This is a genomic window from Micromonospora sp. SH-82, from assembly GCF_051132485.1.
In the GTDB taxonomy this organism is placed as follows: Bacteria; Actinomycetota; Actinomycetes; order Mycobacteriales; family Micromonosporaceae; genus Micromonospora.
The window spans coordinates 898,238-925,093 of the sequence record NZ_CP148049.1; the positions used below are offsets into that span (position 1 = coordinate 898,238).

The following is a 26,856-nucleotide window of genomic DNA, read 5'->3' on the forward strand; positions in this document are numbered from 1 at the left end:
GCCACTCCGCACGTAGCACATGTGCTACGTTCGGTTGCATGAATGAGGTCGGACTGCGGGACGTGCGGCAGAATGCCAGCGACCTGGTGCGCCGGGCACAAGCGGGTGAACGCGTGACGATCACTGTCGCAGGACGGCCGGCAGCCGTCCTCGGCCCGGTCAGCCCTCGCGCCTGGCGTGAATGGAGCGACCTCGCCGGCATCTTCGACCAATCGACGGACCCGGGATGGGCGGACGATCGGGACCTACTCGACAATACGATTGTCGATCCGTGGGCCGAACGGTGAGCCGGGGCATCCTCGACACCAGCGTCCTCATCGCCACTGACGTCACCCCGATACCCGGACAACTGGCCATCAGCGTCGCCAGCCTCGCCGAACTTCAGTTCGGCGTTCTAGTCGCCAAGACCGCCGAGGCGAGGGCACTCCGTCTGGCCCGACTGAGCGCCATCCAACGTCGATTCGACCCGCTACCCATCGACGAGGCCATCGCGGACAGCTATGCGCGATTGGCCGCACGCGTTGTCGACACCGGCCGTCAGCCCAGAGCCCGGGTGATGGACCTGCTCATCGCTGCCACTGCACACGCCCATGATGCCGCCATATACACCCGCAATGCCGACGACCTCGCAGGTCTCGAAGACCTCATCACGATTCACGCGATCTGACCCGGTGACGTCGCCCCGCAACCTCGTGCTCGATTCGGAGTTCAACTTGCTCCTCGGGGGCGGGGGGCGGGGGGCGGGGGGCGGCCGGTGATATCGTTCACCACCCCATGTGGACTCATTGAGGATGCACAGGGCCGCCTTGTGAATCTTGGACGCCTGGCGTTCGGTGCGAACAGCAGATGTCCAAGATTTCTGGCTAGCGGGGTGACCCGGCAGGGTAGCGCCCCAGCCCCCGCGAACGGAGATCAACAATGCCTGACGACAGGAACCCCTCCCGGGAGAAGAAGCCCTGGGAGATGACGGCAAACGGTCTACGGGACCGGGCCAATATGAGGGCCTTCTCGCGGGACTTCGACACTGTCGTTGCGGCAAGAGAAGAACTTGCAGGGCAGGGGGTCGACAGCCCTGTGGTGAATCACGTCCAAACCACGATGACCGGGGCTTGGCTGGCCGCGTACCGAGACGCCGCGACGTCGGCCGCCTCAAGCAGTTCACCGCAGACTGACACGTCGTACGCCGCCGGCATGACCTCGCCCTGGGCTGGCGGCACCGTCACCTCGACGGCTCAGCAGAACGCCCGGCCGAACCCTTCCGCCCCCACCACCCCGGCCAGTACGACGACGCCGGGACCCCACCAGAACAGCAGCGGGCACAAGCCCTGACAACCGCTTCTCCCAGCTCGCCAGAGGTCTGCGCATCTGCGGTCGCCCCCGGCGAGCAGGGGACGGAGCCGCCCGGGGTCGACCGCCACCGACCTTCCGAATCTTGGACACTTTTCGTTGGATCCAACGAAAAGTGTCCAAGATCGATGGGGGGTCACGTGGCGGACGAGGAGATTGCCCCGGCTCCAGGAATGAGTAGCCGGGGCACTTGACGAGTCAGCGCTAGTTGCTCTTGAGAGAGTCGACGAAGGTGCGCCAGCCCCGGGCGTCGAAGGCCAACGCGGGACCGGTCTTGTCCTTGCTGTCCCGGACGGCCACCCCGTCACGGAGGTCCGCCACTTCGACGCACGCGCCACCGTTGGCGTCGCTGCGGGTGGACTTGAGTTTGCGGGACTCCGCCGGCCCCAGGGCCGCAGCCCGGAGACCAGCCCACAGCCGATTGTAGGACCGAAGCGCCTCGGGGCTGTCGAGGTAATCCGCGTCGGTCTGGAGGATGCCGGGGACGTAACCTCGACGATCGCTCGCCGGTTGCAGGACACTCCGACAGGTGCCTTTCGGCATGGACTAGACGGCGGGTGGAGTGAGGACGTGGTGGTACTGCAACTCGTACATGTGCCCGGCCTTCACCATCACCGTCGCCTCGATAGGACGGCGACCCTCGGCGTAGACCACGCGGAAGGTCCGCAGGATTGAGATGTCGGGCGGTAGCTCCAGGGCAACGAACTCCTCCGGCGTCGGGGGACGCGTCGACACCTGGTCGACGAACTCGTGGGGGTTGAATCCCATGTCGCCGAGGGCGCGCGGTGTGCCGCCCTTGATGCGTCGCTTCTCAGCGAGCGGGGTTCCCCGCGCGAGATCGACCGGGTAGTAGGAGTACACCAGTTCGGCGGGCTCCTCGTCGAGCTGCATGACCTGCTTGCGCAGCACGGCCACATCCTCGTCGCCGAGGCCGAAGGCGAGTCGCACCTGAACGGGCGGTACCACCTCCGCGACGTGCAACAGCTCAATCGACCCCTTGAGTCCGCGTCGTTCGGCCTCACTCAGCCAGGGGTACGACTCCCCCGGCGGGGAAGGGGTGACGAAGGCGGCGGGCGCCACGACGCGCTGCGGTCGTTCGCGGACGAACACGCCCTTGCCCGGTGCGCTGTCGGCGTAGCCCTCACGCTTGAGGACGGCGACTGCGTTCTGCACGGTCTGGTTGGGTACGCCGTACTCCTCCTGTAGCTGCGCGGTGCTCGGCAGTTTGGTGCCCGGCGGCAGGTCCTTGGTCAGGATCCTCGCCCGCAGGTCGGCGGCGATCTGCTGGTGCCGCGAGCGCGGGTCCTTGCTGGGACGGGGCATGGTCACGCCTTGGTCTGGTAGCGGAGGTGTCGGCCGGTGGCGGTCATGGTCATGACGCTGTACTCGAAGGGGGTGCCGTCGGCGGTGAAGGTGAGCCGGGTCAACACGATCACTGGCTCACGCTCGGAGATACGAAGGTCATGCTGCTCCTCGGGGGTGGGGAGGCGGGCGGTGATGTCGTCCACCGCCCGATCGGGGGTGTAACCGAGGTTGGCGAGCAGGGTTACGGCTCCGCCGGGGATCTTGGCGCGTTCTGCCAGCGGGGTGCCGGTGGCGATGCTGCCCGGGTAGTACGAGTCGGTGAGTTCGACAGGGCGACCGTCCAGCAGCATCACGCGCCGCCGGAGCACGACCCGGGTGTCCGGTGCCAGGTGCAGGGCCTCGGCAACCTCCGCCGGTGCGGCGATCTCTTCCGCTGCGGTGATGCGCTGGGTTCCGCGCCTGCCGGTCGCGGCTGCCTCCTGGGCCCACGCATCGCCACCACCGGGGGTCACGTACCGGTCTGAGGTGCTGTCCTGTTGCATCGGCTCCGGCTCCGTCCCGGGACAGCGAGAGTGCCCCGACTCCAGAGCTGGTAGCCGGGGCACGTCACGAGAGGTCGGGCTAGTTGCTCTTGAGGGAGTCGACGAAGGTGCGCCAGCCCTGGGCCTCGAAGGCCAGCACGGGCCCGGTCTTGTCCTTACTGTCCCGAACGGCGACCCCGTCCCGGAGGTCCGCCACTTCGACGCACTGCCCATTGCTCTGGCTTCTGCTGCTCTTGCGCCACTTCGGCTTCATGGCCACCCCTCCTACCGGTTACGCCAGACTCCTGGCCACATCGGCGATCAGCTCACGGGACTTGGTGGAGCTGAGGGCCGAGCTGTGCAGGTACGTATACGCCAGGGTAACTCGGCGCATGTCCTCTTCCCGCTCCAGATACACGTCACCGGCGAAGCTCTCGACGTAGGCGACCGGGGTGTGGACACCCTGTGGGAACTCCAGGATGGCGACCGAGCCGAGCATCCCCGGGTGGGCACCCTCGCCGTACGGCAGGACCTGGATGTCGATGTTGTCGCGCCCGCTCATCTCCACGAGGTGGAGTAACTGCTCCCGGAGCACTTCCCGACCGCCGACTTCGCGGTGCAGCGCGCTCTCGTCGATGATCGTCCAGAGGTTGAGTAGTGGCTCCTCGGTGAGGCACACCTGTCGCGCCATCCGCACCTGGAGTCGCTTCTCCCGCTCGGATGCCGCCTCGGTCATCCGTTGTTGGTCGAAGATGGCTCGGGCGTACCGCTCGGTCTGGAGTAGTCCCGGGACGGCGGCCAACTCGAAGTTCCGTACAGCAGTCGCGGCGGATTCAAGCCCGATGTACATGCTGTACGGGTTCGGAAGCTGGCCGAACTTGGCCCACCAGCCGCGTTCCTTACCTTGACGCTGGAGGTCGAGGGCGGCCTGCCGAGTCGGTTCGTCCTCGACGCCGTAGCGGGTCAGCATCACGATCACGTCGGCTCGACTGACACCGACATCACCGGACTCGATCTTGTAGACCTTGGATTCGGAGCAGCCCAGCTCTGCGGCGATCTCCTTGTGCGAGGCGTTCGCCGCTTCGCGGAGCCGGTGCAGCTCCCGCCCGAGTTGCCATCGAGCAATCGTCGGGCCGCTTGCCCTCGCCACGTCTACCTCCAGGGTCGTGAACATCGCCAGTGTTCTCCTCTCCCCCTCCGAGATCAAGGAACGACAAGCGAACCTAGATTCTCCATGGAAATCTTCCATGGAAGTCTAGATTTCTCGGATCAGCTTTGTCACTCTCTGAGTAGAAGCTGTTACCTTCCGGGAGGTCCCATGGCTCGGCACGCGAAGAACCCGCCAAGCGGCGGTCTGCTGTGGAGGATGCGCAGGATCTGGCCGTTCGGGCGGCCCCGGGCGAGACCGATAGACCGCCCGGGGCTGGCGACGATCCATGCCGAGCGGGTGGCGGCGTACCGGGCGATCGGTGTGGCCCGGGTGGTCTACCTGCCGGAACGGCCGTTGCTGACCCTCGCCGGGGAGGTCCGGGCGGGACTCTGGTCGTGACGGTGCGACGGCTGCCCTACCTGGTCCGGCGGGCCTGGTACGTCCTCGACTTCCACCGGCACCACCGTTGCCCACGCTGCACGACCGGCGGGTGGTGTCCGGCCGTCCAGGTGGCCCGGACCCGGATCACGGCGTGGCGTCGCTACCCGAGCCGGTGACCGGGCTCCGGGCCGGGGACCTGCTCCACCTCACCCGGGCCGCCAGCGTGCAGTTCGGTACCCCGATCAGGTTCCGCCTGATCCGGGTGCTGGACCTGCCGACCTACCAGGGCTGGTCCTGGCTCGACGGCTACCAGGTGGACGAGCGTGGCGAGGCGGTCGCCCGCCGGGAACTGTTCGTCCGGCTCGCCGGAATCCGCACGCTGCCCACCCTGGGCAGCTCCGCACCGAAGCCCCGGCATCCCGGGCGAGACGCCACCGCCACGGCATCCGCGCCCAGATGCCCTCGACAGCAGCCGTGAGGGGATGGCGATGATCAGACGTACCCGGAAAGAAACTGACCGGCCGACGGCGACCGAGGTGCTGGCGGCCGAGGTGCAGGCCGCCGAGCACGAGGCCGCCAAGCAGCGGATCCTCGCCCAGGCCGAGGCGGAGCGGACCCCCCTCGACGACACCACCCGGGCCGTGCCGGAACGGCGGTGGCGGGATGGGCGATGAGCTGCCGGTCGGCCGACGCGTGGCGTACTGGCGGAATCGGCGGAAGCTGTCCCAACAGGTGTTCGCCGACCGGCTCGGCAAGTCCAAGTCGTGGGTCGACAAGGTCGAGCGAGGGGTGCGCCGCCTGGACAGGTGGTCGGTGCTGCGGGAGGTCGCCCAGGCCCTCGGGGTCGCCCCGGCCGTCCTGCTGGACGACACCGCCCCGACCGCACCCGGCCGACCCGGCGACGGGCCGCCCGGCTCCGGCCACCCGGGCAGCGACCCGTCCGCCGCCGACCGCGTAGGCGACGGGCGAACCTCCGGGGTCGGGCTGGTCCGGGCCGCCCTCGCCCGGTACCCCGGGCTGCTGCCGTCGGGGGACGACCCGCCGGTCGACCCGGGCCGGTACCGGATCCGCATCGCCCACGCCGAGGCCGGGTACGACCGGGCCGAGTACCCCTCGCTGCTCCGGCTGCTGCCCGGCCTGCTCGACGAGAGCCACCGCCGGGAGGTCTCCGCCGACCTGCGGATCCGGGGATACCGGCTCACCGCCCAGGTCATGGTGAAGCTGGGTGACCCGGAGCTGTCCTGGCTGGCCGCCGACCGGGGCCTGACCCTGGCCACCACCGTCGACGATCCGCTGCTGGAAGCGGTCGCGGCCCTACCCCTCGGGCAGGCACTGCGGTCCGCCGGTTACCCCCGGGCCGCGTTCGAGGCCACCGTCGCCGCCGCCCACCAGGTCACCCCGCTCACCCCCGATCCGGGTACGCCCGCCGCGCGGTCGGCCAGCGTGGCGCTGCTCGTGCAGGCAGCCCTCGCCGCCGCCGAACGCGAGGACCCGTCGACCACCCTGGACCTCCTCGACGACGCCACCACCCTGACCGAGCCGGAGGGGCCGCAGCGGGCAGCGGTCGACGCGGCCGGGGTCACCGCCGCAACGGCCTTCGGCGACCACCGGACGGCGGTCGAGCTGCACGAGATCCTGACGGCCCGGCCGGGATGGCGGGGGTTGCCGATCGAGCACCGGGCCGGGTACCTGCTCGACGTGGCCGGGGCGTACCTGGCGGCCGACGACACGCCCGGTGCGGTCCGGACCCTGCGGGCCGCCGACCGCCTCGCCCCACCGGAGGTGCGGGTACGCCCCGCCGGGCGGGCGGTGCTGGCCGACGTACTGGACAGGGTCCCGACCCCGGACCCGCACCTCCTGGCCCTGGCCGAAGCGGCCGGACTTCACGGCGCGTGGTGACGATCGGGCCTGGACCGAGGTCGGTGTCGTCCGAGCCGCCGGTGGTCGTGTCGGCGAGCCGACGTGGACGGCCACTCGCCGGCCGAGAAACTCGGCACCTCCAGTTGAACCGACGACCCCTCGCATCCGTCCTGACGGTATCCGGCCGGCATCACCAGCACAGTGGGAGCAACGACGAACCAGTCACCGTCACGCGGGCCGCTTCCAGGTGGAGAGCCGAGAGATCTTCGAGCCGATCTGACAGAGGTGACAGATGAAAGAGAAGTACAGCGTCGAGGAACGCAAGAAACACGTCCTGGGATGGGCGCAGGCCAGACTTGACGAGGGAAAGTCGAGGGACGCATACGCGAGGGAGAACGGGATCTCGACCGGCTCGCTGATCAATTGGACAAACGGGGACAACGGGGTCAGATTCACCATTGAGGAAAAAAAGCTGGTAAACCAAGCGAGACGCGTTTCAGATTACCGGATCTACTCACCCGAAGAGCGCGTTCGACACGCTATGAAATGGACCCGAGAATGCCTGAGGAGTCCAATGCCAACGATCGAATACGCGGAGATCAATGGCATTGCACCCTCAACCTTCGCCCGGTGGGTCAACGGGAACGGCGCCACCTTCACGCCCGACGAGCAAGAAATGCTAAACCAAGCAAAACAAGCGGCCTCCCACCGGATCCACCCGGTCGAAGAACGCATCAAACACGCCGTCAACTGGGCAGAAGAAGGAATTGCACACGGAACGACCATGGCCGAATACGCCGCAGCGCACGACCTTCCGATAGGAACGCTAAACAGTTGGACAAACGGGAACAACGGCGCCACCCTCACACCCCAACAGCAGGATGTCATCAACCAGGCAAAACAAGCCACTCGACGGATTCTGCCGGTCGAGGAACGCATCAAACACGTCGTAAGCTGGGCAGAAGAAGGCGCTGCACACGGAACGACCATGGCCGAATACGCCGCAGCGCGCGGCCTTTCGCTCGAAGCACTGAGAAGTTGGGCGAACGGGGGCACAAACGCCACCTTCACGCCCGAACAGCAGAAAACCATCGACCAGGCGAAACAAGCCAGCTCCCAGCGGACCCCGGTCGCGAAACGCGTCGAACACGCAGTGAGCTGGGCAGAAAAACGCATTGCATACGGAACAACCCTGACCGGATACGCCGAAGAGAACAACCTTCCGCCCGGAACACTGAGCAATTGGGTAAACGGGAGCTTCGTCACCTTCACACCCGAACAGCAGGAAATCATCGACCAGGCAAAACAAGCCGGCTCCCAGCGGACCCAAGCACAGGCTCGACCGGATGAAGACCGACGTGCAGCCGACATCGCGAGTACGAATTCGATGGTGGCGTTCGCGGCTGGGAGCAGAGGGAGGAAATACGCCTGGATGACCCCAGGAGGGGTCGGTGCTACCTCCAGCGCCACGGAACCACCTGGTAGAGCCTGGCGCACCGACCAGAGCAGGCCGGAACGGCGGAGCCAGTCGCCCAGATCCTGAGCGATTCCCGCTGCGGCAGACCCGGGGCGGTCACCGTTCGTCGGATGACTCCGTAACTGTCTCGACCAGGAATCAGGCGGTGGGGGCGAGTGAGGCGTACACGTCGATCAGGCGTTTGGTGACCACGTCGGGGTGGAAGGTGCGCTCGTAGCGGGACCGGGCCGAGGCCGACAGGGCGGCGGCCCCCGCCGCCGCGACCGGAAGGGCGGCGGCCAGGGCGGCCGGATCCGCCGGGACCACCCATCCCGCCTCGCCCGGGACCAGGGCCGCACCGGCGGGTGCGCCGGGGTGGTCCGCGCCGACCAGGAACGGGATGCCGCCGAGGTTGGTGCCGAGCACCGGGCGGCCACTGGCCAGCGCCTCGATGATCACGGTGGGGAGGACGTCGTGCCAGGTGGAGGTGGCCAGGACCACGGCGCTGGCGTCCAGTGCGGCGCGGACCCCAGCCCGGTCCAGGGGCCCGAGGAAGGTCACGTCGGCGCGCTGGGCGGCAGCCGCCTCGACCAGCGGACGCAGCTCGCCGTCACCGGCGATCCGCAGCGGGCCGAGCGAGCCGTCGGGGTGCCGCCGCCAGGCGTCCAGTAGCAGGTCGAGGCCTTTCTCCGGGGAGAGCCGCCCGAGGAAGAGGAACCCCTCGCCGACCGGTGCGGGCGGGCCGGGGTCGGGGATCGCGTTCGGCTTGACCACGATCCGGTCGGCCGGGACGCCGTAGTCACGCAGGTGGTCGGCGACGGCGGAGGTGAGGGCGATGAACCGGTCCACCGAGTGCCAGGTGCCCCGGTGGACGGCGAGGGTGGTGGCCATCAGGGCGCTCTGCACGGTCGAACCCCGGTAGCACCGGTTCTTGATCGCCGGGACCCCGAGCGTCTTGCCCCGGCAGTCCTGGCAGATCTTCCCGTCCCGGAAGTAGAGCCCGGAGGAGCAGACCTGGCGGTAGTTGTGCACCGTCTGGACCACCGGGACCCCGTGCCTGTGCGCGGTCCGGACCACCCAGGGCGAGAGCAGCGGGTACGGGTTGTGCAGGTGCAGGACGTCCGGCCGGTGCTCGGTGATCAGCCGGGACAGGTCGGCCTGCGCCTTCGGGGCGTAGATCGGCGAGATCGGCAGCAGCGCCTTCGACGTCTTCGACATGGACGGGATCTCGTCGGAACTGCGGACGAACGGCAGCACCTCGACTCCGGCCGCCCTGAGTTGGGCGGTCTCCACGTCGACGATGGTGTTCTCCCCGGACGGCTGAGCTTCCCGGTACCGGTTGTGCGCCACCACGATTCTCACGCCGTGACACGCTACCGTTAGGTTCGTGCCCGAACTACCAGAGGTGGAGGCGCTCGCCGGCTACCTGCGACAACGCACTGTGGGGCGGCGTGTCGACCGGCTGGACGTGGCGGCCGTCAGCGCCCTGAAGACGTACGACCCGCCGACGACCGCGGTGGCCGGTCGTACCGTCGTCGACGCCCGACGGCACGGCAAGTTCCTGGACGTGGTCGTCGACGGGGACCTGCACCTGGTGGTGCACCTGGCCCGGGCCGGGTGGCTGCACTACCGGGAGGGGTTCCCCTCCGCCGCACCCCTGCGCCCCGGGAAGGGGCCGATCGCCCTGCGGGTACGCCTCGACGACGGCTCCGGTTTCGACCTGACCGAGGCGGGCACCCAGAAGAGCCTCGCCGTCTACCTGGTGACCGATCCCGCCCAGGTGCCGGGGGTGGCCCGGCTGGGGCCGGACGCCCTGTCGGTGGACCAGTCCGTCTTCGCCGAGCGGATCCGGAGCCGCCGAGGGCAGGTCAAGGGGGTGTTGACCGACCAGCAGGTGCTGGCCGGGGTCGGCAACGCGTACTCAGACGAGATCCTGCACGCCGCGAAGCTCTCGCCGTTCGCCCTCACCGACCGGCTGACCGACGAGCAGCTGACCACCCTGCACGCCGCGACCCGTCGGGTGTTGACCGAGGCGGTGCAGCGTTCGGTGGGCCAGCGGGCGGCGGAGCTGAAGTCGGAGAAGCGGTCCGGGTTGCAGGTGCACGCCCGGACCGGCCTGCCGTGTCCGGTCTGTGGGGACACCGTGCGCGAGGTCTCCTTCAGTGGTTCCAGCCTCCAGTACTGCCCCGCCTGCCAGACCGACGGCCGGACGCTCGCTGACCGCAGGTTGTCCCGACTTGTACGGTGAGTGACGCCACCTACCGTTCGTCGGCGGGAAACGCCCATCAGGTGGAGAACCCCCCGCTCGCCGCTGCCACCCGCCCGGTCTCCGCCGGTATAGTGGCCCGGTCCCCGGCTGCCGAGCGTGGCAGAACCGGCCAGATCCCATCGAACTCCACCGAACACAGCAGGTCGAGCACGTTCACGTCCGGTCGGGGTACGCATGGGAACGGAACCGGTGGGCGATCCGCGCCCTCACGGCACGTGAGCGGTACGCGTCAGGGAGGACAGGGTTGAGGTGACGACTAGCCTCCAGCGCCCAGTATCCAACTCAGGCCGGAGCAGAGCAGTGCGGCATGTCGACAGCTTCGAGATCCAGCCGCCCACACCTCCGTCTCCCAACGGGGTTCCCCGGTCGGCCTGGGCTCGGGCACGGCGGCGGGTGTCCCGCTGGCACCGCCCGTACATCGTGCTGCTCCTGCTGCTGGACTTCGGGGCGGCGGCGGTCGCCAGCCTGATCGCGATCGAGTCGTTCGACCAGTCCCGGGCCGGGTTCTACCAGGCAGCCGAGGACCCGACCTGGTTCTACACGGTGGCGTTCGGGCTGCTCCCGCTGGGCTGGATGGTCATCCTGTGGGGCAACCGGGCGTACGACCGGCGTTACCTGGGACTCGGACCTGACGAGTTCAAGCGGGTGATCCGGGCCGGGGTGGCGGTGGTCGCGGCCGTCTCCTTCCTCGCCTTTGCCACCAAGACCGACCTGTCCCGGTTCACCGTCGGCACCGCCCTGCTCGGTGCGCTGCTGCTGGTCCTGCTCAACCGGATCCTCTGCCGCTTCGTGCTGCACGTCATCCGCCGCAACATGAGCCAGGCCGGGCACCGGATGGTCCTGGTCGGCACCCTCCCGGAGTGCCTGGAGGTCTACACCGCCGTCACCCGGGTTCCGAGCGCCGGGCTGGTGCCGGTGGCCATCCACCTCACCGACGGCTACACCGCCACCCGGGGGGTGGAGACGCCGGTTCCGGTGTACGCCGGACGCGACGTGCTCGCCCTGGTCCGGGAGGTCGGCGGGGACACCATCGCGGTCTGCGGCTCGGCCAGCGCCGAGCCCGGTGAGCTGCGCCGGTTGGCCTGGCAGCTGGAGGGCTCCGGGGTCGACCTGGTGGTGGCCCCGCAGCTGACCGACATCGCCGGCCCCCGGGTGCACATCCGCCCCATCGAGGGCCTGCCGCTGCTGCACGTGGAGGAGCCGACCCTGTCCGGGCCGGCCCTGCTGGCCAAGAACCTGATGGACAAGGCCGCCGCCGGACTCGGCCTGCTCGCGCTCGTCCCGGTCTTCGTGGCCATCGCGATCGCCATCAAGATCTCCGACCGGGGTCCGGTCTTCTTCCGGCAGCCCCGCGTCGGCCACGAGGGGCGTACCTTCCGGGTCTGGAAGTTCCGGACCATGTACGTCGACGCCGAGGACCGACTCGCCAGCCTGGTCGACCAGAACGAGACCGACGGCATGCTGTTCAAGATGAAGGAGGACCCCCGGGTCTTCCCGGTGGGCCGGTTCCTGCGTGCCTCGTCGATGGACGAGCTGCCCCAGCTGATCAACGTGTTCAAGGGGGAGATGTCGCTGGTCGGGCCGCGTCCGCTGCCCGCCGACGACGGTGACTTCCTGGGCGACGTCCGGCGGCGGCTGCTGGTCCGGCCCGGGATGACCGGGCTCTGGCAGGTCTCCGGGCGCTCCGACCTGTCCTGGGACGAGGCGGTCCGGCTCGACCTCTACTACGTCGACAACTGGTCGCTCACGTACGACCTGAGCATCCTGTGGCGCACCGTCGGTGTGGTCCTGGCCCGCAAGGGCGCGTACTGACCGGCACCCGGGGTTCGGGATGACCGCCGCACTCGGTGGGGCGGTCCTGGTCGGTGCGTTGGGCGCGGCGCTGTGGGCGTTGGTCCGGCTCCGGGCCCGGCGGGGGATCGCCACCGCCACCCAGCGGGCCACCTACGAGGTGCTGCACACCGTCGGGCTGGCCGCCGAGCCGCTGCGTACCGGGCTGACAGAGGCGGGGGCGGCGAAGGCCGTACGCCATCTGCGGACCCTGGTGGGCGCGGCCGGGTTGGCGCTGACCGACCGGGCGGAGCTGCTCGCCCTCGACGGGCGGGGCGGTCACCACGCCGGGCAGCTGCTCGCGGCGGCCCGGCGGACCGTGGCGACCGACCGGTCGACGGTCCTCGGTCAGGCGGAGCTGCGCTGCGACCGGGTCGACTGCCCGGTACGCGGGGCGGTGCTGGCCCCGCTGCGCGCCGCCGGACGGGTGGTCGGGGCGCTGGTGGCGGTCGCCGACGACGCCCCCGCGCCGGGGCTGGTGCAGGCGACCCTGGAGACGGCGTACTGGGCCGGAAACCAGATCGCCCTGGCTGAGCTGGACGCGTCGCGGGAGCGGCTGGCCCGCGCCGAGGTACGCGCGCTGCGCGCCCAGATCAGCCCGCACTTCATCTACAACGCGCTGACGGCGATCGGCTCGTTCGTCCGCACCGACCCGGAGCGGGCCCGGGAGCTGATCCTGGAGTTCGCCGAGTTCACCCGCTACTCGTTCCGGGCGCACGGCGAGTTCACCACGCTGGCCGAGGAGCTGCGGTCGATCGACAGGTACCTCACCATCGAGCGGGCCCGGTTCGGTGACCGGTTGCAGGTGCGGTTGCAGATCGCCCCGGAGGTGCTGTCGGTGACCCTGCCGTTCCTCTGCCTGCAACCGCTGGTCGAGAACGCGGTCCGGCACGGGTTGTCCGGCAAGCCCGGCACCGGCATGGTGAGCATCGAGGCCCGGGACGCGGGTGCCGAGTGCCACATCACGGTGGAGGACGACGGCGTGGGGATGGATCCGACGACCCTGACCGCAGGGATCGCCGACCTGGCCGGGAGCGACCCCGGCGACGACTCCGGCCAGCACGTCGGCCTCTCCAACGTCGACGAGCGGCTCCGGTCGGCCTTCGGGGACCGGTTCGGCCTGGTCGTCGAGACAGGTGTCGGCTCGGGTACGAAGGTCAGCCTGCGGGTGCCGAAGTTCCATCCCGGCGTACGGGTCACCTCGTGAACGGGTTCCTGCGGGTGCTGGCGGTCGACGACGAACCGCCGGCCCTCGACGAGCTGGCGTACCACCTGCGGGCCGACCCCCGGGTCGCCCGGCTGCACACCGCCTCCGACGCCACCGAGGCGCTGCGGGTCCTGCGCGACGACGACGTGGACGTGGTCTTCCTCGACATCCGGATGCCCGGCCTGGACGGCATGGAGCTGGCCCGGGTGCTGCAACGGTTCGCCAGGCCCCCGGCGATCGTCTTCGTCACCGCGTACGACGACGGGGCGGCGGACGCCTTCGACGTGGGGGCGACCGACTACGTCCGCAAGCCGGTACGGGCCGAGCGGCTCGCCGAGTCGCTGCGCCGGGTGATCGGCGCCCGGGTGGTGCCGAGTCATCCGGCCGCGCTGGCCCGCGCCGAGGAGGATCCGACGATCCCGGTCGAGCTGGCCGGGAGCACCCGGATGCTGCCCCGTTCGGCGGTCCGGTGGGTGGAGGCGCAGGGGGACTACGCCCGGCTGCACACCGGGGACGGTTCACACCTGGTCCGGGTCTCGTTGGCCACCCTCGCCGAACGGTGGGCGGACGGCGGCTTCGTCCGGATCCACCGGTCGTTCCTGGTCCAGCTCCGACTGATCACCGAGCTGCGCCTGGTCAACTCCGGTTACGTGGTGGTCGTGGACGACACCGAGCTGCCGGTCAGCCGACGACACACCCGGGAGTTGAAGGACCGCCTGGTCCGCGCCGCCAAGCAGGACTGGACCCGCTGACGCCAACAACAAGACTTCTTGTACGTCATTCGTTGTCGGTCTAGGGTGTCGATATGTCCGAGCCCTCTCCCGCCCTGCACCTGACCGACCCCCGGGCGATGCGCGCCCTGGCCCATCCCACCCGGCTACGCCTCCTGGGCGAGCTTCGAGCACGTGGACCGCAGACCGTCGGCATGCTCAGCGACCTCGTCGACGAGGCGGTGGGGTCGGTCAGCTACCACCTCGGCAAGCTCGCCGAACACGGCTTCGTGGTCCAGGCCCCCGAGCTGGCCCGTACCCGCCGGGAACGATGGTGGAAGGCGGCACACTCGCGTACGACGTGGGAACCGCTGGAAACCCTCGACGACCCTGAGCGCAAGGCCGCCTCGGACCTGCTCCGCCGCGCCGTCCTCCAGCGGTACGCCGACCGGTTGCAGGCGTACCTGGACACCGAGGCCACCCTGGAGGCGCGCTGGGTCGAGGGCACCACCAGCGGCGACAACCTCCTCCACCTGACCAGCGACGAACTGGTGGAGCTGCGCGCGGACGTCGAGGCACTGGCCGCCCGGTGGGAGGCCCGCAGCGATCCGGAGCGCGCCGGGGCGGAGCGGGTCGCGCTGATCTACCACGCGTTCCGTTGGCCCCGGTGAACGCCGCGCCGCACCGCCGGGGTCCGCTGGCCGGGCTGCTGATCGGGCACGCCGTCTCGATGACCGGCAACATGCTGACGATCATCGCGTTGCCGCTCTACGTGCTGGCGCAGACCGGATCACCTACCGCCACCGGCATCACCGGCGCGTTCGCCACCGCCCCCGTCGTCCTCGGCGGCGCGTTCGGCGGGGTCGTCGTCGACCGGATCGGCTACCGTCGCGCCAGCATCCTGGCCGACCTGGTCTCCGGTGTCACAGTCGCCGCGGTGCCGCTGATCGACGTCACGATCGGGCTGCCGTTCTGGGCGCTGCTCGCCCTGGTGTTCCTCAGCGGTCTGCTCGACACCCCCGGCCAGACGGCCCGCAACGCACTGTTGCCGGAGGCGGCCGCCACCGCCGGCATTCCACTGGAACGAGCCGTCGGCTGGTACGAGGCGACCGAACGCGGTGCCCGACTCGTCGGCGCCCCCGTGGCCGGTCTGCTGGTCGCGGCCCTGGGAGGGCTGACCGTCCTGGCCATCGACGCTGCCACGTTCGCCCTGTCGGCAGCCGTCGTCGCCCTCCTCGTACCCGCAACCCTCCGTCCCACCGAGCAGGCGTCCGGCGGCGACGGCTACTGGCGGGAGTTCGGTGCCGGGCTCCGGTTCCTGTTCACCGAACCGCTGCTGCGCGCCGTCGTCCTGCTCGTGCTCGTCACCAACTTCTTCGACGCGACGAAGTCCAGCGTCCTGCTTCCCCTGGTCGCCGAACGGGAACTCGGCGGAGCAGCCGCCTTCGGCCTGCTGGTCGGGGTGATGGGCGGCGGTGCCGTGATCGGTTCCCTGACGTTCAGCGCCGTCGGACACCGACTACCCCGACGCGCCACGTTCGTCACCGCCTTCGCCCTGGCCGGGGCACCACCGTTCTGGAGCCTCGCAGCCGGGTTTCCGCTCCCCGTGCAGGCGGCCGTCTTCGGCCTCGCCGGACTCGCCGCCGGTGCCATCAACCCCCTCATCGGTGCCGTCAAACTCGAACGGGTACCGGCCCACATGCGGGCCCGCGTCTACGGCGTCATCGGTGCCGGTGCGTGGGCCGCCATCCCCCTCGGGGCTCTCGGCGCCGGCCTCGCCGGCGACCACCTCGGCGTCACGCCCACCCTGGTCGCAGTAGGTGTCGGCTACTTCCTCGTCGTCCTCACGCCCCTGCTCGGCGGCCCCTGGCGCACCCTGGACCGTCCGCAGCCGGACCGGCACCCCCACGACCGCGCGACCGTCCCGACCTGACAGCACCGACACTGCCGAACACCAGCAACAACGATGAGTTGTCCACGGGGTTATCCACAGCTGTGGAGAGTTCTCCACAGGTTTGTTCACAACCTGTCCGACCGTCCAGATCCCTACTCGCCCCTGCCCTTCGACCGCCCTGCCCCCACAGACGGGACCGGCGCTTGGTGCAGGGGCGGCCCGCCTGATGCCTGCCGGCCTCCTTGTGTTGTTCGGGCCGGCGATGTTTTCAGCCCGCCTGGTTCCTTCCGGCCCGCCTGAGGGGTCGGCGTCTACTCGTCGATTTTCACGAGGCGTGCGTGCCCCGACTGTGGGGGCAGCTCGACAGCGTGCACGAGACCTATCCTGACCTGCGACCAAGCACCGGGGCAGACCCGCCAGGAACGACCGGTCACGAAGGCCGGGCGGGGTGCCTGCGGACGGACGGGAACGCTTGACAATCCGGCGAGGGCGGTGAGACTGCGTCAGTGGCCGCCCTCGATCCCTTCCCTTCCCACCGGCCCCCGGACGACGGTCACCGGACCCGGATCGTGCTGGCCGAGGTGTCTCGTCGGGCACCGTCGGCCGAGCTGACCCGGACCGAGTTGACCGAGCAGACGGGGGTGGGCGAGGCGCTGGTGCGCGGGCTGGTCCGGGCGCAGCTCGCGCTGGCCGTACGGATGTCGTTGGTGGTGGCGATCGGCCTCGGCGGTCTGCCGTTGCTGTTCGCGATCGCCCCGGCGGTGGGGCGGACCACAGTCGCCGGGGTCAACCTGCCGTGGCTGCTGCTCGGGGTGGCCTCCTTCCCCTTCCTCATCGCCGTGGGCTGGGGATATGTTCGGCTGGCCGAACGCAACGAGCAGGATTTCACCGACCTCGTCCAGCGGCCGGAGTCCTGAGTTGGACGGCAACGCCCTCGTGGTCCCGGCGATCGTGGCGGTCACCCTGATCACGCTGGGCATCGGCTTCTACGGGCTGCGGCTGGCCCGGACCACCTCCGACTTCCTGGTCGCCTCCCGCAGGGTCAGCCCCACCTGGAACGCCGCAGCGATCGGTGGGGAGTACCTGTCGGCGGCGAGCTTCCTCGGCATCGCCGGGCTGGTCCTGAAGTATGGCGTGGACGTGCTGTGGTACCCGGTCGGTTTCGCCGCCGGATACCTCGCCCTGCTGCTGTTCGTCGCCGCCCCGCTGCGCCGCTCCGGGGCGTTCACCCTTCCCGACTTCTGCGAGGTACGGCTCCGGTCGCGGCGACTGCGTACCCTGGCCACGGTTTTCGTGATCTTCATCGGCTGGCTCTACCTGGTGCCGCAGTTGCAGGGGGCGGGACTCGTCCTGGCCACGTTGACCGGGTCGCCGTACCCGGTCGGGGCACTGCTGGTGGCGGCGGTGGTCACCGCGAACGTGGCGCTCGGCGGGATGCGGGCGATCACCTTCGTCCAGGCGTTCCAGTACTGGTTGAAGTTGACGGCCCTGGCCGTACCCGTGATCTTCCTGGCGTTGCAGTGGCAGGCCGACGGCCGTCCGGCGGTGACCCCGCCCGACGGGCCGACGTTCCGGACCGCGACCACCGTCGTGGTCGAGGACCGGGCGACCCTCACCTGGCCCGACGGCGAGACCCGGCAGGTACGCCCCGGCGACGAACTCGACTTCGCCGCCGGTGACCCGGTGCCCGAGGTGTCCGGAGTGGCGACCGGGGCCGCCGACTGGCTGCTGCCCAGCGCCGCCGGGGACGACGACCGGGGGTTGTTCGCGACGTACTCGCTGATCCTGGCGACATTCCTCGGCACCATGGGACTCCCGCACGTCCTGGTGCGGTTCTACACCAACCCGGACGGGGCCGCCGCCCGCCGGACCACACTGGTGGTGCTGGCCCTGGTCGGCGCGTTCTACCTGCTCCCCACCCTGTACGGGGTCCTCGGCCGGATCTACACCCCGCAACTGCTCGTCGCCGGCGGAACCGACGCCGTGGTGGTGCTCCTCCCCGGGGCGGCCCTCGGCGACGGGACCACCGGTCGGGCCCTCGCCGCACTCGTCGCCGCCGGGGCCTTCGCCGCCTTCCTCTCCACCTCCTCCGGGCTGCTCACCAGCGTCGCCGGGGTGATCTCCACCGACGTTCTCGGACGCGGGTCGGTACCCGGATTCCGGCTGGCCACCGTCGTCGCCGGTGGAGTCCCGACGGTCCTCGCCCTCAACGTCTCCGGGCTGGACGTCTCCCAGGTCGTGGGGCTGGCCTTCGCTGTCGCCGCGTCCAGTTTCTGCCCACTGCTGGTCCTCGGGATCTGGTGGCGGGGACTGACCGACGTCGGAGCCGCCGCCGGGATCGTCGCCGGAGGTGGAGCGGCAGTGGCTGCGGTCCTGGTGACGGTGCTCGGGCCGCCCCTGTCCGGTTGGCCGGCCACCTTCGTCGCCCAACCGGCCGCCTGGACGGTGCCGCTGGCCTTCTCCGTGATGATCATCGGGTCGCTCGCCTCCCGCCGCCGCACCCCCGGCGACGTCGGCACGATCATGCTCCGGCTCCACGCCCCCGAAGCCCTCCGCTTGTGACCTGGTCACTTCCCGATACGGTCGGGGCATGAGTGAAGAGCACCCGGCGCTCAGCCTGCGCGGCCTGGCCAAACGGTTCGACACGAAGGTGGCTGTCGCAGGCGTCGACCTCGACGTGCCGTCCGGCTCGTTCTACGGGCTGCTCGGTCCGAACGGCGCGGGCAAGACCACCACCCTGTCGATGGCCGTCGGCCTGCTCCGCCCGGACCACGGACAGGCCCGGGTGCTCGGGTACGACGTCTGGACCGACCCGGTCCGGGCCAAACAGCTACTCGGCGTGATGCCCGACGGGGCTCGCCTCTTCGACCGGCTCACCGGGGCCGAACTGCTGGCGTACCAGGGCCTGCTGCGCGGCATGGACCCGGCGGTGGTGGACCGGCGGGCCACCGAGCTGCTCGACGTCCTCGCCCTCGGCGAGGCCGGGCGGACCCTCGTGGTCGACTACTCGGCCGGCATGAAGAAGAAGATCGGCCTGGCCTGCGCCCTGCTGCACGGCCCCCGGCTCCTGGTGCTCGACGAGCCGTTCGAGGCGGTCGACCCGGTCTCCGCCGCGCTGATCCGCGACATCCTCCAGCGGTACGTCGTCGGCGGCGGAACCGTGATCTTCTCCAGCCACGTGATGGAGGTCGTCGAGCGGCTCTGCTCGCACGTGGCGATCCTGGCCGACGGGGTGATCAAGCGGGTCGGCACCCTCGACGAGGTGCGCGCCGACCGCCGCCTTGAGGAGGTCTTCGTCGAGGTGGTCGGCGGGCGTACGGCCACCGGCGAGGAGCTGTCGTGGCTGTCCCGGTGAGCCCGACCGGGAGCCTGCCGGTCGGCACCGACGTCGGCCCGGTACGCCCGGTCAGGGCCCGGCACTTCGTCCGCCTGAAGTTGCGGGTCACCGCCAACAACTTCAAGGGCCAGAGCTGGCGGATCGGGCTGTACGCCGTCGGTGTCTTCTTCGCCGTCTGGTTCGCCCTGGGCGGGTTCCTCGCCCTCGCCGCCCCCGGCCTCCTCGGCGAGAACCAGGCCGCGGTCATCGTCACCGGGATCGGCGGGGGCCTGCTCACTGTGGGCTGGCTGCTCCTGCCGCTGGTCTTCTTCGGGGTCGACGAGACCCTCGACCCGGCCCGTTTCGCGTTGCTGCCGCTGTCCCGCCGTACCCTGCTCCTCGGTCTGTGCGCCGCCGCCCTGGTCAGCCTTCCCACAGTCGCCGCGCTGCTCGCCCTCTGCGGCCTGGTGGTCACCGCCGCCGCGCTGGGTGGCTGGGCGGCGGCGGTCGTCGCCGGGGTCGGGGTCCTCGCCGGGGTGCTCCTCTGTGTCGCCGGGAGCCGGGCCCTGACCAGTGCCTTCGCCGCGATGCTGCGGTCCCGTCGGGTCCGTGACCTGGCCGCCGTCGGGCTCGCGGTGCTCGCCGCGCTGCTCGGGCCGTTGCAGATCGCTCTGGTGGCCGCTATCGCGGGCGCCGACTGGGACCGGATGGCCGGGGTGGCCCGGGTGGTCGGTTGGACGCCGTTCGCCGCACCCTGGACCGTCGGGATCGACGTGGCCGAGGGACGGGCCTGGGCGGCGCTGGTGAAGCTGCTGATCACCGGGGTCACGGTGGTCGGGCTGCTGCTGTGGTGGTCCCGGTCGTTGGAGAGCGCGATGGTCGGTACGGCCACCGCCGGCCCGGCCACCGTGAAGAACAGCGGCCCGGTCGGCAGCCCCGTCACCCAGCTCTTCCCCCGCAGCCTCGGCTGGCTCGGGCGGACCCGGTTCGGCGCGCTGACCGCCCGGGAGTGCCGGTACTGGTGGCGGGACGCCCGGCGGCGGGCCAACCTGATCACCCTCGCGGTGATCGGGGTGTTCATCCCGGCGGTGGTCAACGTCGGCGGGTCCGGGTTCCAGTTCGACGGGGCCGAGGGGTTCGACGCCCTCGGGTCGGCGAGCCCGGTGGCCGTCAGCCTGTCGATGGTGATCGTCGGGGCCCTGGCCGCCGTCACCATCGCCAACCAGTTCGGTTTCGACGGCAGCGCGTACGCGGCGAACGTGGTCGCCGGGGTGCCCGGCCGGGTCGAGTTGCTGGCCCGGATCGCCGCCTTCTCGGTGTACGTCCTGCCGATGCTGGGCGTCGTCTCGATCGTCCTGGTGGTGGTGCTCGGCGAGCCGGGCTGGATCGGGTTGACGCTGGGCGTCCTGCTGGCCACCTACGGGGGTGGGCTGGCCGTCAACACCTTCCTGTCGGTGCTGGCCGCGTACGCGCTGCCGGAGACGAGCAACCCGTTCGCGATGAGTTCCGGCGCCGGGGTGGCCCGCAGCATGTTGACCCTGGTGTCGATGGTCGTCGCGGCGATCACCGCGGTGCCGATCCTGGTGGCGGCGCTCCTGCTCGGCGACGCCTGGTACTGGCTGGCCCTGCCGGTCGGTGCCGCGTACGGCGTCGGGATGGCGTGGCTCGGGGCGTACCTGGCCGGTGACGTCCTGGACCGTCGGATGCCGGAGCTGCTCGCCACCGTCACCCCGCGTCGCTGAGAGGTGGAGGAGCAGGCGTGCCCGTCGTCGAGTCGGTGACCACCGTCGCGGTCCCGCCGGAGTTGGCCTTCGCCGTGTCGCAGACGGTCGCGCCGGTGCGGTACCGCTGGGACCCCTTCGTCCGGGAGCAGCACTTCGTCGACGGGGCGACCCGGCCGGGCCGGGGGGTCCGCACCTTCACCCGGTCCCGACACGGCCTGACGATGGTCAGCGAGTACGTCTCGTTCGCCCCGCCGACGAACGTGGGCATGAAGATGGTCCGGGGACCGTGGTTCTTCGAGATGTTCGCCGGGGGTTGGCGGTTCGCCCCCGGCCCCGAACCCGACACCACCGTCGCCACCTGGCGGTACAGCTTCCGCTGCCGCCCGGCGTGGCTGCGACCGGTCGCCGACCGGATCGGGACGTGGCTGCTGGGCCGGGACATCCGACGACGGATCGCCGGGTACGCCGCCGGCTGCGCCGACGAGGTGGTGCTCGCCGCCGCCCGACGGTCCCTCGACACCCCGCCCGACCGACCGGTGGACGCCCGAGAGGCGGACCGACCCGTGGACTCGCCGCCCGACCGGTCCGTGGACTCCCGAGACGCAGACGGGTGACGTTCGCGGCGGCACAATGTTTCACGTGAATCATCAGAGGCCAGGCGCCGAGATCCACCACACCGACCCGTTCGCCGTACCGACCGGGCAGCGGTCCCCCGCACGGCGGCTGCGCGGCCGACTCGCCGCGCCGGTGACGCTCTGGACCGCCCCCGGACCGGCCGGGCTGACAGTCTCCTCCACCCTGGTCGCCGAGGGGGAGCCGGATCGACTCCTCGGGCTGGTCGACCCGGAGTCGGACCTGTGGGCGGCGGTGGAGGACTCCGGCCGGTTCGCCGTGGCCCAACTGGGTCCCGCGCACCGGCAGCTCGCCGACCGGTTCGCCGGTCTCTTCCCCTCCCCGGGTGGCCTCTTCGCCATCGGCGAGTGGACCGACACTCCGTACGGGCCGGTGCCGGCCGACGCCGGGGGCTGGGCCGGGTGCCGCCTGGACACCTCCCGCGAGTACGGCTGGGGCCTGCTGGTGGAGGCCACCGTCGAGGCGGTCGACCTGGCCGAGGAGAGTGCTCCCCTGCTCCACCACCGGGGCCGCTACCGCACCCTCGACACCTGATCGCGCCACGCCTTCGGCGGTACCCACACCGGGTGGCGTGGCGGGAGGGGACCGTTCGCCGGAGTGAGCTGTGTCACTGGGCGCAGGGGGTGGGCCGTTCGGCGCAGTCGTCGACCGGTGCCGATCCAGACCTTCCCGGGCGGGGACGGCGCTTTCTACGGTGCGCCAAACCCCACGCCTGCCGAAGGTGGTGATCCACGATGTCAACGGACCAGTCCGCCGCGTCCACCGACGACGCCCAGCGGTACCTCGCCGTACAACGGTCGGACGAGTTCGGCGCGCTCCGTCGCGCGCTGCGCGGCTTCGTCTTCCCGATGACCGTCGCGTTCTTCCTGTGGTACTCGCTCTACGTCATTCTCTCCGCGTACGCCCGGGGCTTCATGAGCGCGAAGTTGTTCGGCACGAACATCAACGTGGCCCTGGTCTTCGGCCTGTTGCAGTTCGTCTCGACGTTCGGGATCGCCTGGCTCTACTCCCGGTACGCCGGCCGACGGATCGACCCGATCGCCGACCGGATCCGGGACGAGCTCACCGGGGGTGAGAAGTGAACGCCCTCCTGGCGGCCGAGGCCGGCAACAGCGACACCGCCCGTACGCTGACCATCACCCTGTTCGTGGTGCTGGTGGCGGGAACCCTGGCGATCACGATCTGGGCCAGTCGGCAGACGAAGACGGCCACCGACTTCTACGCCGGTGGCCGGTCCTTCTCCGGGTTCCAGAACGGTCTGGCGATCGGTGGGGACTACATGTCCGCCGCGTCGTTCCTCGGGATCGCCGGGTTGATCGCCCTGTACGGCTACGACGGGTTCCTCTACTCCATCGGGTTCCTGGTGGCCTGGTTGGTGGCGCTGCTGCTGGTGGCGGAGTTGTTGCGCAACTCGGGCCGGTACACGATGGCCGACGTGCTGGCCTTCCGGATGCGGCAGCGGCCGGTCCGGACGGCGGCTGCCGTCTCCACCATCACGGTGTCGATCTTCTATCTGCTGGCCCAGATGGTCGGGGCCGGGGCGCTCGTCGCCCTGCTGCTCGGCATCAGGCCGGGGACCACCTTCCTCGGGATGGGCGCCGACACGGCGAAGGTCGCCACGATCATCCTGGTCGGGGCACTGATGATCATCTACGTCACGGTCGGCGGGATGAAGGGCACGACCTACGTGCAGATCGTCAAGGCGGTGCTGCTGATGGGCGGCACCCTGCTGATGACCCTGTTGGTGCTGGCCAAGTACAACTTCAACCTCTCCGCCCTGCTCGGCGACGCGGCCTCCGCGTCCGGCCAGGGCAGCGCCTTCCTCGAACCCGGGCTCCGGTACGGCGTCGAGGTCGCCGGCAACGCGACGCAGACCTTCTACAACAAGGTCGACCTGCTCTCCCTCGGCATCGCCCTGGTCCTCGGCACCGCCGGCCTGCCGCACATCCTGATCCGGTTCTACACGGTGCCCACGGCGAAGGCCGCCCGGACGAGCGTGCTCTGGGCGATCGGCATCATCGGCACCTTCTACCTGTTCACCCTGGCGCTCGGGTTCGGGGCGGCGGCACTGGTCGGCGGGGATGCGATCCTGGCCCAGGACCGGGCCGGCAACACCGCGGCACCGCAGCTCGCCGAACGGCTGGGCATCGACTTCTTCGGCGGCGACGTCGGCGGGGCCGCCATGCTGGCCATCATCGCGGCGGTCGCCTTCGCCACCATCCTGGCGGTGGTCGCCGGGCTCACCCTGGCCTCCTCGTCCAGCCTGGCGCACGACTTCTACGCCAACGTGATCAAGCGGGGAGAGGCCTCCGAGCGTCAGGAGGTACGGGTCGCCCGGATCTCGGCCTTCGGCATCGGGGCGGTCTCCATCGTCCTGTCGATCTACGCGCAGAACCTGAACGTCGCCTTCCTGGTGGCGCTGGCCTTCGCGGTGGCCGCCTCGGGGAACCTGCCGGCGATCCTCTACAGCCTGTTCTGGAAGCGGTTCAACACCTCCGGCGCGGTGTGGGCGATCTACGGTGGCCTGCTCTCCGCGGTGCTCCTGGTGTTCTTCTCCCCGGTGGTCTCCGGCGCGGCGACGTCGATGTTCCCCGACCACGACTGGCAGTGGTTCCCGCTGTCCAACCCGGGCATCCTCTCCATCCCGTTCGGTTTCCTCTGCGGCTGGATCGGCACGGTCATCTCGAAGGAACACGACGAGGACAAGTACGCCGAGCTGGAGGTCCGGTCGATGACCGGGGTCGGCGCGCACTGAACGACCCGGTCGTCGTCGCCGGTCCGACCGGGGGTCGGCGACGACGACCGGGCGGCGTGCCGGTCGCGACCGGGTGATCCGGCGTGGCGGTGCCCTGGATGGTCCCCTCGGCAGGGCACCGCCACGCCTCCCGGCCACCGCCGGGGCGTCTGTAGGCTGACCCCCATGAGTGTCGCTGCGCGCTTCGGATCCGGTCACCGCGTCCTGGTCACCGGTGGTGCCGGGTTCGTGCCGTCGCACCTGGTCGACGTGCTCGTCAGGCGTGGCTGCACGGTCGTGGTGCTGGACAACTTCGTCACCGGCTCCAAGGAGAACGTCGCCCACCTGGTCGACCACCCGGCGTTCACCCTGGTCGAGGCGGACGTCTCCGACGGGCTCCCGGCCGACCCGGCACTGGCCGAGCGGTTCGACGCGATCCTGCACATGGCCTCCCCGGCCAGCCCGACCGACTTCGCCCTGCTTCCGGTGGAGATCCTGCGGGTCGGGTCGGTGGGCACGCTGCACCTGCTGGAGCGGGCCGTCGCCGACGGTGCCCGGTTCCTGATGACCTCCACCTCCGAGGCGTACGGGGACCCGTTGGTGCACCCCCAGCCCGAGACGTACTGGGGCAACGTCAACCCGATCGGGGTGCGCAGCGTCTACGACGAGGCGAAGCGCTTCTCCGAGGCGGCGACCATGGCGTACCACAGGCACCGTGGGCTGGACGCTGCCATCGTCCGGATCTTCAACACCTACGGTCCCCGGATGCGGCCCGACGACGGGCGGGCCATCCCGACCTTCATCTCCCAGGCGCTGCGCGGCGAGCCGCTGACGGTGCACGGCACCGGTAACCAGACCCGCTCGATCTGCTACGTCGACGACCTGGTCCGGGGGATCCTGCTGCTGCTCGACTCGACCGAGACCGGGCCGATCAACTGTGGCACCGAGCACGAGCTGACCATGCGTCAACTGGCCGAGTTGATCGTGTCACTCTCCGACAGCGAGTCCGAAGTGACGTACGTCACCAGGAGTGCGGACGACCCGGAGAAGCGCCGCCCCGACCTCACCCGCGCGCGTCAACTGCTCGGATACGAGCCGACGGTGGGCCCCGAGGAAGGGCTGCGTCGGACCATCGAGTACTTCCGCCAGCGCCTCGGGTGACCGGCCGCCCACCGGCGGAGGTCAACCTGTACGTCGCCTGAGGGCGGTTGTGGCCGGGGATACGTACCCTGAGTTACATGTCAGCGACCAGTTCAGCGGACGGGCCGGTTCCGTATCTGCACCGCGATGCCGGGCGCGCGTCGGCCCGGGGCGGGGCGGGGCGAGCCCGGCCGACCGCGCAGTGGTACCCGGCGCACGACGAGGCTCCGGCTCCCGGCGGCCCGGCCGGGCCGGGTGGACCGGGTGGTCCCGGCGGCCGGGGCCGGCAGTACGGTTCCGGTGGTGCGGGGGGTCGCCCCCGCCCGCGCTGGCGTCGTATCGCCCTGGTGCTCGGGGTGCTCGTCCTGGTGCTCGCCCTCCTCGTCGGCGGCGGCGCCTGGTTCTACACCCGCAGCCTCAACGAGAACCTGGCCCGGACCGACCCGTTCTCGGCGATCACCGGGGGTCGCCCCGCCAAGACCGTCGACGGCGCGCTGAACATCCTGATGGTCGGGACCGACTCTCGGGATCCGGACGCCCCGGTGGACCAGTCCAGCGACTGGCGGGCCGACACGATCATCATGATGCACATCCCGTCCGACCATCAGCAGGCGTACCTGGTCTCCATCCCCCGTGACCTGTACGTGCCGATCCCGGAGAGCGCCGACGCCGAGTGTGCCTCGGGTCGGCGAGCCAAGATCAACGCAGCGTTCGCCTTCGGTGGCCTGCCGCTGGCCGTCCGCACCGTGGAGTGCTTCTCCGACGTTCGGATCGACCATGTGATGGCCATCGACTTCGCCGGATTCAAGCAGGTCACCGATGCTCTCGGCGGAGTCGAGCTGAAGGTGGAGCGGACCGTCACGTCGATCCACAAGCCGTTCCGCACGTTCGAGAAGGGCACCAACCACATGGACGGTGCCGAGGCGTTGGACTGGATCCGGCAGCGCAAACAGTTCCCGGACGGTGACTTCGCCCGGATGCGGCACCAGCAGGAATTCCTCCGCGCCCTGATGGACAAGGCGGCGAGTTCCGGCACGTTGACCAATCCGACCCGGCTGAACTCGTTCCTCCGCTCGGTGACCGACGCGGTCACCGTCGACCAGGGGTTCTCGCTCGGTGACATGGCGCTTCAGTTCCGTAATCTGCGCGGGGAGAACCTCACCTTCGTCACCAGTCCCCATCTGGGTAGCGAGAACATCAACGGTGAGTCGGTGGTGGTCTCCGACCGGGAGAAGGCGCTGGCGATGTATCAGGCCATCACGGCGGACAAGATGTCCGAGTGGATGCAGGCCAACCAGCCGGAGCGGGAGAACGGCCAGCAGGAGGGCGGTGGCGGCCAGAACTGAGCCGCCCCCTGTTTCGTATTCGTTTCGACGGAC

30 protein-coding genes and 1 pseudogene are annotated in these 26,856 nt (G+C 70.2%); 25 read left to right on the forward strand and 6 right to left on the reverse strand.

Going from position 1 to position 26,856, the window contains the following annotated elements:
* The first annotated feature begins 38 nt into the window (after nucleotides 1–38).
* The 3 genes from WHN02_RS04150 (at nucleotide 39) to WHN02_RS04160 (ending at nucleotide 1,329) form a co-directional block, all read left to right on the forward strand.
* Nucleotides 39–287: a type II toxin-antitoxin system Phd/YefM family antitoxin gene (locus tag WHN02_RS04150; RefSeq protein WP_434742130.1), complete on the forward strand. Its 249-nt coding sequence runs from the start codon at nucleotides 39–41 to the stop codon at nucleotides 285–287.
* On the forward strand, nucleotides 272–667 hold the full coding sequence (locus WHN02_RS04155; protein WP_434742131.1) for a PIN domain-containing protein: 396 nt from the start codon (nucleotides 272–274) through the stop codon (nucleotides 665–667). The genes WHN02_RS04150 and WHN02_RS04155 overlap by 16 nt, the downstream gene beginning before the upstream one ends.
* 251 nt (nucleotides 668–918) lie before the next feature.
* A complete protein-coding gene (locus WHN02_RS04160; protein ID WP_434742132.1) occupies nucleotides 919–1,329 on the forward strand; it encodes a hypothetical protein in 411 nt (136 codons plus the stop codon).
* A 222-nt stretch (nucleotides 1,330–1,551) separates the two neighbouring features.
* Here WHN02_RS04160 and WHN02_RS04165 read toward each other — a convergent pair whose 3' ends face one another.
* The 5 genes from WHN02_RS04165 to WHN02_RS04185 all read right to left on the reverse strand — a co-directional run bounded on the left by WHN02_RS04165 (nucleotide 1,552) and on the right by WHN02_RS04185 (nucleotide 4,347).
* Nucleotides 1,552–1,737, reverse strand: coding sequence for a DUF397 domain-containing protein (locus WHN02_RS04165; protein WP_434743813.1), 186 nt, complete (start codon nucleotides 1,735–1,737; stop codon nucleotides 1,552–1,554).
* Nucleotides 1,738–1,893: 156 nt separating this feature from the next.
* Nucleotides 1,894–2,670, reverse strand: coding sequence for a GntR family transcriptional regulator (locus WHN02_RS04170; protein ID WP_434742133.1), 777 nt, complete (start codon nucleotides 2,668–2,670; stop codon nucleotides 1,894–1,896).
* Between the two features lie 2 nt (nucleotides 2,671–2,672).
* Nucleotides 2,673–3,194 (reverse strand): GntR family transcriptional regulator, encoded by a 522-nt coding sequence (locus tag WHN02_RS04175; protein ID WP_434742134.1) that lies wholly within the window; start codon nucleotides 3,192–3,194, stop codon nucleotides 2,673–2,675.
* 79 nt (nucleotides 3,195–3,273) lie between these two features.
* Nucleotides 3,274–3,447: a DUF397 domain-containing protein gene (locus WHN02_RS04180; RefSeq protein ID WP_434742135.1), complete on the reverse strand. Its 174-nt coding sequence runs from the start codon at nucleotides 3,445–3,447 to the stop codon at nucleotides 3,274–3,276.
* Nucleotides 3,448–3,465: 18 nt separating this feature from the next.
* Complete coding sequence (locus WHN02_RS04185) at nucleotides 3,466–4,347, reverse strand: helix-turn-helix domain-containing protein (RefSeq protein WP_434742136.1); 882 nt, start codon at nucleotides 4,345–4,347, stop codon at nucleotides 3,466–3,468.
* A 144-nt stretch (nucleotides 4,348–4,491) separates the two neighbouring features.
* Between WHN02_RS04185 and WHN02_RS04190 the strand changes: the two genes are divergently transcribed.
* From WHN02_RS04190 to WHN02_RS04215, 6 genes are all read left to right on the forward strand, one after another.
* Nucleotides 4,492–4,722 (forward strand): hypothetical protein, encoded by a 231-nt coding sequence (locus WHN02_RS04190; protein ID WP_434742137.1) that lies wholly within the window; start codon nucleotides 4,492–4,494, stop codon nucleotides 4,720–4,722.
* Entirely contained in the window at nucleotides 4,719–4,880 is a 162-nt protein-coding gene (locus tag WHN02_RS04195; RefSeq protein WP_350896240.1) for a hypothetical protein, read from the forward strand. Before WHN02_RS04190 ends, WHN02_RS04195 begins: the two co-directional genes overlap by 4 nt.
* Nucleotides 4,856–5,182 (forward strand): hypothetical protein, encoded by a 327-nt coding sequence (locus WHN02_RS04200; RefSeq protein WP_434742138.1) that lies wholly within the window; start codon nucleotides 4,856–4,858, stop codon nucleotides 5,180–5,182. Before WHN02_RS04195 ends, WHN02_RS04200 begins: the two co-directional genes overlap by 25 nt.
* 10 nt (nucleotides 5,183–5,192) lie before the next feature.
* Nucleotides 5,193–5,378, forward strand: a complete 186-nt coding sequence (locus WHN02_RS04205; protein ID WP_434742139.1) for a hypothetical protein — start codon at nucleotides 5,193–5,195, stop codon at nucleotides 5,376–5,378.
* A complete protein-coding gene (locus WHN02_RS04210; RefSeq protein ID WP_434742140.1) occupies nucleotides 5,368–6,603 on the forward strand; it encodes a helix-turn-helix domain-containing protein in 1,236 nt (411 codons plus the stop codon). Before WHN02_RS04205 ends, WHN02_RS04210 begins: the two co-directional genes overlap by 11 nt.
* Before the next feature lie 253 nt (nucleotides 6,604–6,856).
* Nucleotides 6,857–8,107 carry a hypothetical protein gene (locus tag WHN02_RS04215; protein ID WP_434742141.1) on the forward strand — a complete coding sequence of 417 codons (1,251 nt, stop codon included), beginning with the start codon at nucleotides 6,857–6,859 and terminating at the stop codon, nucleotides 8,105–8,107.
* Nucleotides 8,108–8,179: 72 nt separating this feature from the next.
* Here the strand turns inward: WHN02_RS04215 and WHN02_RS04220 are convergent, their stop codons facing one another.
* Entirely contained in the window at nucleotides 8,180–9,382 is a 1,203-nt protein-coding gene (locus tag WHN02_RS04220; protein WP_434742142.1) for a glycosyltransferase, read from the reverse strand.
* Nucleotides 9,383–9,407: 25 nt separating this feature from the next.
* On the opposite strand from WHN02_RS04220, the gene WHN02_RS04225 reads away from it, so the two are divergent.
* The 16 genes and pseudogenes from WHN02_RS04225 to WHN02_RS04300 all read left to right on the forward strand — a co-directional run bounded on the left by WHN02_RS04225 (nucleotide 9,408) and on the right by WHN02_RS04300 (nucleotide 26,823).
* The gene (locus WHN02_RS04225; RefSeq protein ID WP_434742143.1) at nucleotides 9,408–10,268 is read left to right on the forward strand and encodes an Fpg/Nei family DNA glycosylase; all 861 of its coding nucleotides are present in this window, start codon (nucleotides 9,408–9,410) and stop codon (nucleotides 10,266–10,268) included.
* Nucleotides 10,269–10,589: 321 nt separating this feature from the next.
* Nucleotides 10,590–12,101: a sugar transferase gene (locus WHN02_RS04230; protein ID WP_434742144.1), complete on the forward strand. Its 1,512-nt coding sequence runs from the start codon at nucleotides 10,590–10,592 to the stop codon at nucleotides 12,099–12,101.
* A gap of 19 nt (nucleotides 12,102–12,120) precedes the next feature.
* On the forward strand, nucleotides 12,121–13,326 hold the full coding sequence (locus WHN02_RS04235) for a sensor histidine kinase (protein ID WP_434742145.1): 1,206 nt from the start codon (nucleotides 12,121–12,123) through the stop codon (nucleotides 13,324–13,326).
* Nucleotides 13,323–14,078, forward strand: coding sequence for a LytR/AlgR family response regulator transcription factor (locus WHN02_RS04240; protein WP_434742146.1), 756 nt, complete (start codon nucleotides 13,323–13,325; stop codon nucleotides 14,076–14,078). Before WHN02_RS04235 ends, WHN02_RS04240 begins: the two co-directional genes overlap by 4 nt.
* A 53-nt stretch (nucleotides 14,079–14,131) precedes the next feature.
* A complete protein-coding gene (locus tag WHN02_RS04245; RefSeq protein WP_434742147.1) occupies nucleotides 14,132–14,707 on the forward strand; it encodes a helix-turn-helix domain-containing protein in 576 nt (191 codons plus the stop codon).
* Nucleotides 14,704–15,969, forward strand: a complete 1,266-nt coding sequence (locus tag WHN02_RS04250; protein ID WP_434742148.1) for an MFS transporter — start codon at nucleotides 14,704–14,706, stop codon at nucleotides 15,967–15,969. The genes WHN02_RS04245 and WHN02_RS04250 overlap by 4 nt, the downstream gene beginning before the upstream one ends.
* A gap of 467 nt (nucleotides 15,970–16,436) precedes the next feature.
* Nucleotides 16,437–16,847 (forward strand): hypothetical protein, encoded by a 411-nt coding sequence (locus WHN02_RS04255; RefSeq protein ID WP_434742149.1) that lies wholly within the window; start codon nucleotides 16,437–16,439, stop codon nucleotides 16,845–16,847.
* Nucleotide 16,848: 1 nt separating this feature from the next.
* Nucleotides 16,849–18,492 carry a cation acetate symporter gene (locus WHN02_RS04260; protein ID WP_434742150.1) on the forward strand — a complete coding sequence of 548 codons (1,644 nt, stop codon included), beginning with the start codon at nucleotides 16,849–16,851 and terminating at the stop codon, nucleotides 18,490–18,492.
* 28 nt (nucleotides 18,493–18,520) lie between these two features.
* On the forward strand, nucleotides 18,521–19,285 hold the full coding sequence (locus tag WHN02_RS04265; RefSeq protein ID WP_434742151.1) for an ABC transporter ATP-binding protein: 765 nt from the start codon (nucleotides 18,521–18,523) through the stop codon (nucleotides 19,283–19,285).
* On the forward strand, nucleotides 19,270–20,988 hold the full coding sequence (locus WHN02_RS04270; RefSeq protein WP_434742152.1) for an ABC transporter permease: 1,719 nt from the start codon (nucleotides 19,270–19,272) through the stop codon (nucleotides 20,986–20,988). The genes WHN02_RS04265 and WHN02_RS04270 overlap by 16 nt, the downstream gene beginning before the upstream one ends.
* 17 nt (nucleotides 20,989–21,005) lie before the next feature.
* Entirely contained in the window at nucleotides 21,006–21,584 is a 579-nt protein-coding gene (locus tag WHN02_RS04275; RefSeq protein WP_434742153.1) for an SRPBCC family protein, read from the forward strand.
* Nucleotides 21,585–21,588: 4 nt separating this feature from the next.
* A pseudogene (locus tag WHN02_RS04280) lies at nucleotides 21,589–22,137 on the forward strand (flavin reductase family protein); the annotation flags it as partial.
* A 200-nt stretch (nucleotides 22,138–22,337) separates the two neighbouring features.
* The gene (locus WHN02_RS04285) at nucleotides 22,338–22,685 is read left to right on the forward strand and encodes a DUF485 domain-containing protein (RefSeq protein WP_434742154.1); all 348 of its coding nucleotides are present in this window, start codon (nucleotides 22,338–22,340) and stop codon (nucleotides 22,683–22,685) included.
* Nucleotides 22,682–24,358 carry a solute symporter family protein gene (locus WHN02_RS04290; RefSeq protein WP_434742155.1) on the forward strand — a complete coding sequence of 559 codons (1,677 nt, stop codon included), beginning with the start codon at nucleotides 22,682–22,684 and terminating at the stop codon, nucleotides 24,356–24,358. The genes WHN02_RS04285 and WHN02_RS04290 overlap by 4 nt, the downstream gene beginning before the upstream one ends.
* Before the next feature lie 165 nt (nucleotides 24,359–24,523).
* Nucleotides 24,524–25,498 (forward strand): UDP-glucuronic acid decarboxylase family protein, encoded by a 975-nt coding sequence (locus tag WHN02_RS04295; RefSeq protein ID WP_434742156.1) that lies wholly within the window; start codon nucleotides 24,524–24,526, stop codon nucleotides 25,496–25,498.
* Between the two features lie 77 nt (nucleotides 25,499–25,575).
* A complete protein-coding gene (locus tag WHN02_RS04300; RefSeq protein ID WP_434742157.1) occupies nucleotides 25,576–26,823 on the forward strand; it encodes an LCP family protein in 1,248 nt (415 codons plus the stop codon).
* The last annotated feature ends 33 nt before the right edge of the window (nucleotides 26,824–26,856 follow it).

Coding starts and splice junctions, on each gene's coding strand:
- WHN02_RS04150 (WP_434742130.1), top strand. CDS start 39: ATGAATGAGGTCGGACTGCGGGACGTGCGGCAGAATGCCAGCGACCTG.
- WHN02_RS04160 (WP_434742132.1), top strand. CDS start 919: ATGCCTGACGACAGGAACCCCTCCCGGGAGAAGAAGCCCTGGGAGATG.
- WHN02_RS04170 (WP_434742133.1), bottom strand. CDS start 2,670: ATGCCCCGTCCCAGCAAGGACCCGCGCTCGCGGCACCAGCAGATCGCC.
- WHN02_RS04175 (WP_434742134.1), bottom strand. CDS start 3,194: ATGCAACAGGACAGCACCTCAGACCGGTACGTGACCCCCGGTGGTGGC.
- WHN02_RS04180 (WP_434742135.1), bottom strand. CDS start 3,447: ATGAAGCCGAAGTGGCGCAAGAGCAGCAGAAGCCAGAGCAATGGGCAG.
- WHN02_RS04185 (WP_434742136.1), bottom strand. CDS start 4,347: ATGTTCACGACCCTGGAGGTAGACGTGGCGAGGGCAAGCGGCCCGACG.
- WHN02_RS04190 (WP_434742137.1), top strand. CDS start 4,492: ATGGCTCGGCACGCGAAGAACCCGCCAAGCGGCGGTCTGCTGTGGAGG.
- WHN02_RS04205 (WP_434742139.1), top strand. CDS start 5,193: ATGATCAGACGTACCCGGAAAGAAACTGACCGGCCGACGGCGACCGAG.
- WHN02_RS04210 (WP_434742140.1), top strand. CDS start 5,368: ATGGGCGATGAGCTGCCGGTCGGCCGACGCGTGGCGTACTGGCGGAAT.
- WHN02_RS04215 (WP_434742141.1), top strand. CDS start 6,857: ATGAAAGAGAAGTACAGCGTCGAGGAACGCAAGAAACACGTCCTGGGA.
- WHN02_RS04235 (WP_434742145.1), top strand. CDS start 12,121: ATGACCGCCGCACTCGGTGGGGCGGTCCTGGTCGGTGCGTTGGGCGCG.
- WHN02_RS04245 (WP_434742147.1), top strand. CDS start 14,132: ATGTCCGAGCCCTCTCCCGCCCTGCACCTGACCGACCCCCGGGCGATG.
- WHN02_RS04265 (WP_434742151.1), top strand. CDS start 18,521: ATGAGTGAAGAGCACCCGGCGCTCAGCCTGCGCGGCCTGGCCAAACGG.
- WHN02_RS04285 (WP_434742154.1), top strand. CDS start 22,338: ATGTCAACGGACCAGTCCGCCGCGTCCACCGACGACGCCCAGCGGTAC.
- WHN02_RS04295 (WP_434742156.1), top strand. CDS start 24,524: ATGAGTGTCGCTGCGCGCTTCGGATCCGGTCACCGCGTCCTGGTCACC.
- WHN02_RS04300 (WP_434742157.1), top strand. CDS start 25,576: ATGTCAGCGACCAGTTCAGCGGACGGGCCGGTTCCGTATCTGCACCGC.